General features: G+C 64.6%; 5 protein-coding genes. 4 read left to right on the forward strand and 1 reads right to left on the reverse strand.

The window, feature by feature from the left end:
- Nucleotide 1: 1 nt before the first annotated feature.
- Entirely contained in the window at nucleotides 2-1,858 is a 1,857-nt protein-coding gene (locus AC1Q6Z_RS25720; RefSeq protein WP_492649732.1) for a PHA/PHB synthase family protein, read from the reverse strand.
- Between the two features lie 125 nt (nucleotides 1,859-1,983).
- On the opposite strand from AC1Q6Z_RS25720, the gene AC1Q6Z_RS25725 reads away from it, so the two are divergent.
- The 4 genes from AC1Q6Z_RS25725 to recJ all read left to right on the forward strand — a co-directional run bounded on the left by AC1Q6Z_RS25725 (nucleotide 1,984) and on the right by recJ (nucleotide 7,206).
- The gene (locus tag AC1Q6Z_RS25725) at nucleotides 1,984-2,322 is read left to right on the forward strand and encodes an SHOCT domain-containing protein (RefSeq protein WP_256116022.1); all 339 of its coding nucleotides are present in this window, start codon (nucleotides 1,984-1,986) and stop codon (nucleotides 2,320-2,322) included.
- 278 nt (nucleotides 2,323-2,600) lie between these two features.
- Nucleotides 2,601-3,818, forward strand: a complete 1,218-nt coding sequence (locus tag AC1Q6Z_RS25730) for an LL-diaminopimelate aminotransferase (protein ID WP_256116021.1) — start codon at nucleotides 2,601-2,603, stop codon at nucleotides 3,816-3,818.
- 57 nt (nucleotides 3,819-3,875) lie between these two features.
- Nucleotides 3,876-5,198 carry a homoserine dehydrogenase gene (locus AC1Q6Z_RS25735; RefSeq protein WP_492649733.1) on the forward strand — a complete coding sequence of 441 codons (1,323 nt, stop codon included), beginning with the start codon at nucleotides 3,876-3,878 and terminating at the stop codon, nucleotides 5,196-5,198.
- Nucleotides 5,199-5,397: 199 nt separating this feature from the next.
- On the forward strand, nucleotides 5,398-7,206 hold the full coding sequence (gene recJ, locus AC1Q6Z_RS25740; protein WP_492649734.1) for a single-stranded-DNA-specific exonuclease RecJ: 1,809 nt from the start codon (nucleotides 5,398-5,400) through the stop codon (nucleotides 7,204-7,206).
- Nucleotides 7,207-7,310: the final 104 nt, after the last annotated feature.

The following is a 7,310-nucleotide window of genomic DNA, read 5'->3' on the forward strand; positions in this document are numbered from 1 at the left end:
GTCAGGCACGCACGCGCACATAGGAGCCGGGGGCTTCCTCGATGGAGTTCATCGCGCCGCCGGTCTTACGCGCCGGCACCATGCGGTCGTCCTCGGCCTTGATCCAGGCGTGCCAGTGCGGCCACCAGGACCCGGCCGTCTCCGTCGCCTTCTCCACCCAGTCCTCGAAGGCACCCTTCACCGGGCCGCCGGTCCAGAACTGATATTTCATCTTGTCCGGCGGATTGACGATGCCGGCAATATGACCGGAGCCCGCCATGACGTATGTGACCTTGCCGCCGAAGAACTGGCTGCCGACGAAGACCGATTTCGCCGGCGCGATATGGTCCTCCTTGGTCGCGAGATTATAGATCGGGATCTTGACGTCCTTCAGCGACAGCGTCTTGCCCGCGAGCACCATCTTGCCCTTCGTGAGAGTATTGTTCAGATAACAATTCCTGAGGTAAAACGAATGGTTGGCCGCGGGCATTCGCGTGGAATCTGAATTCCAGTACAGGAGGTCGAAGGGCATGGGATCCTGGCCCTTCAGGTAGTTGTTGACGAAATAGGGCCAGATCAGCTCGGAGGCGCGCAGCATGTTGAAGGCGGTCGCCATCTTCGAGCCGTCAAGATAGCCGGTCGCCTTCATGCCACGCTCCATGAGGTCGATCTGCTCCTCGTCAGCAAAGACCTTGAGGTCGCCGGCATGGGTGAAATCGACCTGCGTGGTGAAGAGCGTCGCGGTGCGGATGCGCTTGTCGCCCTCCTGCCCATGCAGCGCCAGCGTCGCAGCCAGAAGCGTGCCGCCGACGCAATAGCCGATCGCGTTGACCTCGTCCTCGCCGGTCGCCTGCTTGATCGTATCGAGCGCGAAGCCGATGCCCTCGCGCGCATAGGCCTCCCAGTCCTTGGCGGCGTGGCGTTCGTCCGGGTTCACCCAGGAGATTACGAAGACCGTATGGCCCTGGTCGACGGCCCATTTGATGAAGGATTTCGCCGGGTTGAGGTCGAGGATGTAGAACTTGTTGATCCACGGCGGGCAGATGAGGAGAGGGCGCTTCAGCACCGTCTCCGTCGTCGCGTCATACTGGATGACCTGGCAGACATCGCTCTGCGCCAGGACCTTGCCCGGCGTCAGCGCCATGTTCTCGCCGATCGCGAACTTGCTCGTGTCGGTCTGGCGCAGCTTCAGGTCGCCCCGGCCGGCCGCGATATCCTCCGCCAGCATCTTCATGCCACGCACCAAGTTTGCGCCGTTCGACGCCACTGTCTCGCGATAGAGCTGCGGATTGGTGGTGACGAAATTGCTGGGCGAGATCGCGCTGGCGATCTGCTTCACATAGAAGCCCGCCTTGTGGCGCGTATGCTCGTCGAGGCCCTCGGCGTCCGCCACCAGCTTTTCCGCCCAGTCGGAGGTCACGAAATAGGCCTGGCGCAGGAAGTCGAAGAAGGGGTTCTTCACCCAGTCCTCGTCGCTGAAGCGCTTGTCCTTGCTGTGCGGATCGGGCGTGGCGTCCGGCTCTTCGCCGGAAAGACGGCTCAGCGTGCGCGACCAGATGTTGAAATAGCTGCCGAGCAGCATGGTCTGCGCTTCCAGCGTGCGGCGCGGGTCCGTCAGCCAGTATTCCGAGACTTTAGAGAGGGTCTTCACCATGTCGACCATCGGCTCGGAGACGGTATCGACCTTCTCGCCGCTTTCGCGGGGTGCCAGCCACGCGGAGGCGGCCTTGCCGAGCTGCTCGACGGTGCGGGCGAGGTTGACCGTCAGCGCCTCGGGGTCCTTCACGACATAGGGTTCGATCGCGGCGGGGTCGAAGGGCTGGAAACCGGGCTTGTTTCCGGCTGCATCGCGGTCGTTCGCTTTGCTGTCCTCGGCCATCGTTCCCTCCCGATTTTATTGTTACTTTTGTATTTTTACATTCTCTGCGAAACAGATTACAAGGGCCTGACAGCCTTTCACGGAAAGATACGGAACCGGTCGTTTCGACAGGAGCATACTGCCACATGGCGTTCGAATTCAGGCGCTTGAGCGCCGCCTTTCTCATGGCCGCCATGCCGGTCGTCCTTGCCTCCTGCGCTTCCAGCGAGACGCCCTCGACGGTCAACAGCGGCGCCAACCGCGCCGACGTCTATCCGGACATCACCGCGATCGTCAGCGCCGAGACGAAGCAGATGAGCGACGAGGAGGCCGCCAGCTACTCCGCGCGCCTGTCGTCGCTGTCGCGCCGCCGCAGTTCCGGCGTGATTTCGGAGGCGGAATACCGTCGCCAGCTCGCCGAATTGCAGGCTCTGCGCGACGGACACGGCGCGGCGACACTTTCTGAGATCCAGGGCACGAATTAGCACTTGCCTTTCTTGCCGTTTGGCAGCAAAGCGATGGGCGGTCCCCTGGACCGCCGGCGCAGGCGAAGCGCCTTCATTTTGAACGCTTTCGCCTCTGCATAATTCCTTAAATCGATATCGATTTAAGGACAAAATTATGCAGCAGTTTAAGTGCTAAAGCGTGCCAAGCGCGTCATAATCGTCGCGCGACGCTTTAGTATCCGGTCACTTGATTCGCGTGGAGTTTTGCGTCTTCCGGCAGAGCCGCCGGAGGGGCTCCGCGCTCAACGGGGTAAAAGATGGAAGAGTTTCACAAGGTCCGGCGTCTGCCGCCGTATGTTTTCGAACAGGTCAACCGTTTGAAAGCAAGCGCGCGAGCGGGTGGCGCCGATATCATCGACCTTGGCATGGGCAATCCCGATCTGCCGACCCCCAAGGCGATCGTCGACAAGCTCTGCGAAGTCGTCCAGGACCCGCGCACCCATCGTTATTCCTCGTCCAAGGGCATTCCCGGCCTGCGCCGCGCCCAGGCCGCCTATTACGCCCGCCGCTTCGGCGTGAAGCTGAACCCGGAGACGCAGGTCGTCGCGACGCTCGGCTCGAAGGAAGGCTTCGCCAACATGGCGCAGGCGATCACCGCGCCTGGCGACGTCATCCTGTGCCCGAACCCCACCTATCCGATCCACGCCTTCGGCTTCCTGATGGCCGGCGGGGTGATCCGCTCGATGTCGGTCGAGCCGGACGAGAGCTTCTTCCCGCCGCTCGAGCGCGCCGTGCGCCACTCGATCCCGAAGCCGCTCGCGCTGATCATCAACTATCCGTCCAACCCGACGGCGCATGTCGCCACGCTCGATTTCTACAAGGACGTCATCGCGTTCGCGAAGAAGCATGACATCATCGTGCTGTCCGACCTTGCCTATTCGGAAATCTACTTCGACGACGCGCCGCCGCCGTCCGTGCTGGAAGTTCCGGGCGCCATCGACATCACTGTCGAGTTCACCTCCATGTCGAAGACCTTCTCCATGCCCGGCTGGCGCATGGGCTTTGCCGTCGGCAACGAACGCCTGATCGCAGCACTCACCCGCGTAAAGTCCTACCTGGACTACGGCGCCTTCACGCCGATCCAGGTGGCGGCGACGCATGCGCTGAACGGCGACGGTGCGGACATCGCGGAAGTGCGCAGCATCTACAAGCGCCGCCGTGACGTCATGGTCGATACCTTCGGCAAGGCCGGCTTCGAGGTTCCGCCGCCGGCGGCCACCATGTTCGCCTGGGCCAAGATCCCGGAAAAGTTCCGCCATCTCGGCTCGCTGGAATTCTCCAAGCTTCTCGTCGAGAAGGCCGACGTCGCGGTTGCTCCGGGCATCGGCTTCGGCGAGATGGGCGACGATTACGTTCGCCTCGCGCTGGTCGAGAACGAGCACCGCATCCGCCAGGCGGCGCGCAACATCAAGAAGTTCCTCTCCACGGCCGACGAGACGATGCACAACGTCATCTCGCTGAACGCCCATCGCTGACACCATCCGCCCTCCGCGCCAGGCGGAGGGCTTTTTCCAAAACGTTAGGACATGACCATGGCTGATGCCCTGAAGATCGGCATTGCGGGCTTGGGCACCGTTGGTGCTTCGCTCGCGAAGATTCTCGTCGAACGCAGGGACATGCTCACGACGACGTGCGGCCGGCCGATCGAGATTATCGCCGTCACCGCGCGCACCAAGGGCCGCGATCGCGGCGTCGATCTTTCCGCCATCGAATGGTTCCACGATTCCGTCGCGCTCGCCCGCGAGGCGAAGATCGACGTCTTCGTCGAGCTGATGGGCGGGGCGGGCGACCCGGCCTATGCCGCGGTCAAGGCGGCGCTGTCGCGCGGCGTGCATGTGGTGACGGCCAACAAGGCGCTGCTCGCCGCGCACGGTGTCGAGCTTGCCGGCATCGCGGAGAAAAACGGCTGCATCCTCAACTACGAGGCGGCTGTCGCCGGCGGCATCCCGGTCATCAAGGCGTTGCGGGAATCGCTCACCGGCAACACGATTTCCCGCGTCTACGGCATCATGAACGGCACCTGCAACTACATCCTCACCAAGATGGAGAAGGAGGGCCTGTCCTTCGAGGCCTGCCTGAAGGAAGCCCAGCGCCTGGGTTATGCCGAAGCCGATCCGGCCTTCGATATCGAGGGCAACGACACGGCGCACAAGCTGTCGATCCTGACGACGCTCGCCTTCGGCACGAAGATCTCGGCCGACGACATCTATCTCGAAGGCATTACCAACATCTCGATCGACGACATCCGCGCTGCGGCCGACCTCGGCTATCGCATCAAGTTGCTCGGCGTGGCGCAGAAGACCGATACCGGTGTCGAACAGCGCGTGCACCCGACCATGGTGCCGCTTGATTCGGTCATCGCGCAGGTCGATGGCGTGACGAATGCCGTGGCGATCGAATCGGACATTCTCGGCGAATTGCTGATGGTCGGCCCTGGTGCGGGCGGCAACGCCACGGCATCCGCCGTGCTCGGCGACATCGCCGATATCGCGAAAAGCCGCCCCGGCGCGCAGACCGTGCCGGCGCTCGGCCGCCCGGCCGCATCCCTTGCGCCTTACAAGCGCGCGCAGATCCGCAAGCACCACGGCGGCTATTTCATCCGCCTCTCGGTCGAAGACCGCACCGGCGTTTTCGCCAGCATCGCCAAGCACATGGCGGCAAACGGCATCTCGCTCGAATCGATCGTCCAGCGCGCGCAGTCCACGACCGAATCGACCGATCCGAAGACCATCATCCTCGTCACCCATGCGACGATGGAAGATTCGGTCCGCAAGGCGGTCGCCTCCATCAAGGGCGAAGGCTATCTCGTCGGCGAACCGCAGGTCATCCGCATCGAGCGGCCGAAGACGGCCTGATTCTCTGCCGTCGCGATCTGGCGCTACCCCCCTCTGCCCTGCCGGGCATCTCCCCCTCAAGGGGGGAGATCGGCAAGCGGCGGGAATTGTGCTCAAATCGCATCGTTGGTGATGGGCAAGACATCGCCCCATCCAATCTCCCCCCCTTGAGGGGGAGATGCCCGGCAGGGCAGAGGGGGGTCGGCAGGCAGGAGCGGCCATGAGCATGCTGGAAAACGCAGATCCCGTCAGCCGCGCCTTTCTCGGCGTCGAGCGCTCGGCGACGGGCCAGCGCTGGGTGGCGCGGCTCGACCAGGCGGGGGAAAACCGCGCGCTGGCGATGAGCCAGACGCATGGCTTGCCGGACCTGATCTCGCGCGTGCTGGCCGGCCGCGGCGTGCCCTTCGAGACCGCGCTCGAATTCCTCGACCCGACGCTGCGCCGCCTGATGCCCGAGCCCTACAGCCTGATGGACTGCGAGGCGGCGACGGAGCGGCTGGCGCGCGCCGTGGAGCGTAGCGAGCGCGTGGCGATCTTCGGCGATTACGATGTCGACGGCGCGTCCTCCTCGGCGCTGCTCTACCGTTTCCTCGTGCATTTCGGCGTGCAGGCGGAAATCTACATTCCCGACCGCATTTTCGAGGGCTATGGGCCGAATCCGAACGCCATCGCCCAGCTCATCGAGCGCGGTGCGCAATTGATCGTCACCGTCGATTGCGGCTCCACCAGCCACGAATCGCTCGCCGTCGCGCGCGATCGCGGCATCGATGTCGTGGTGATCGACCACCATCAGGTCGGCGAGGACCTGCCGCCGGCCCTTGCCCTGGTCAATCCCAACCGCGAGGACGACCTGTCGGGGCAGGGGCACCTCTCCGCCGCCGGCGTCGTCTTCCTCGTGCTGGTGGCCTTGCAGCGCGTTTTGCGCGCGCGGGGCGATACGCGGGCCGCAGGCTTCGATCTCCTCTCCATGCTCGATCTCGTGGCGCTCTCCACGGTCTGCGACGTCGTTCCCTTGAAGGGGCTCAACCGCGCCTATGTAGTGAAGGGGCTCATCGCCGCGCGCCATCTCGGCAATGCCGGCCTGACGGCGCTCCTGAAGCAGGCGGGCATCGGCGGGCCGGTGACGCCCTACCATCTCGGTTTCCTCGTCGGCCCGCGCATCAATGCCGGAGGGCGCATCGGCGATGCGGCGCTCGGTAGCCGCCTGCTGACCATCGATGAGCCGGGCGAGGCCGAGCGCATCGCCAAGCAGCTCGACGAGCTGAACCGCGAGCGCCAGGCCATGGAGGCCGCCATGCTCGCCGAGGCGGAAGCCGAGGCGCAGGCGGAGTACGGCACCGGCGAAAGCGCCTCGGTGATCCTGACGGCCCGCGAGGGCTGGCATCCTGGCGTCGTCGGCCTGCTCGCCTCCCGGCTGAAGGATCGCTTCCGCCGCCCGGCCTTCGCCATCGCCTTCGATCCCTCTGGCAAGGGCACCGGCTCCGGCCGCTCGATCAGCGGTTTCGATCTCGGGCGCATGGTGCGCTCCGCGGTGGACGAGGGCATCCTGGTCAAGGGCGGCGGTCACGCCATGGCGGCCGGTCTGACTGTGGAGCGGGCCAATCTCGGCCGCCTGCGCACCTTCTTCGAGGAACGCGCCGAGCGCACAGTGCGCGATCTGGTGGCCGTCGAAACGCTGAAGATCGACGGCGCGATGAGCGCCAGCGGCGCCACCCTGGCGCTCGCCGACCAGCTCGAACAGGCTGGCCCCTACGGCTCCGGCCATCCGCAGCCGATCTTCGCGCTGCCGGCGCACCGTGTGCGTGATGTGCGTCCCGTCGGCGTCAACCACCTGCGCATCGCCCTCGAAGGTCCCGATGGCGGGCGCATCGACGCCATGGCGTTCCGCGCGGCGGAAGCCGATCTCGGCATGTTCCTGATGAAGGAGCGCGGCCAGGCGGTGCATCTCGCCGGCACGCTTTCGGCCGATAGCTGGCAGGGCAGCCGACGCATGCAGTTCCGCGTGCTGGACGCGGCAAAGGCGTTCTGACGGACGTGTTTTGCGGAGAAATCGACGGGGGAAGTGGCACGCCCTAGGGGAGTCGAACCCCTCTTTTCAGAATGAAAATCTGACGTCCTAACCGATAGACGAAG

It is taken from the genome of Shinella sp. GW835-FHT14H05 (assembly GCF_058793575.1).

Excerpts from the sequence above, each read along its gene's own strand:
- AC1Q6Z_RS25720 (WP_492649732.1), bottom strand. The coding sequence starts at position 1,858 with ATGGCCGAGGACAGCAAAGCGAACGACCGCGATGCAGCCGGAAACAAG.
- AC1Q6Z_RS25725 (WP_256116022.1), top strand. The coding sequence starts at position 1,984 with ATGGCGTTCGAATTCAGGCGCTTGAGCGCCGCCTTTCTCATGGCCGCC.
- AC1Q6Z_RS25730 (WP_256116021.1), top strand. The coding sequence starts at position 2,601 with ATGGAAGAGTTTCACAAGGTCCGGCGTCTGCCGCCGTATGTTTTCGAA.
- AC1Q6Z_RS25735 (WP_492649733.1), top strand. The coding sequence starts at position 3,876 with ATGGCTGATGCCCTGAAGATCGGCATTGCGGGCTTGGGCACCGTTGGT.
- recJ (WP_492649734.1), top strand. The coding sequence starts at position 5,398 with ATGAGCATGCTGGAAAACGCAGATCCCGTCAGCCGCGCCTTTCTCGGC.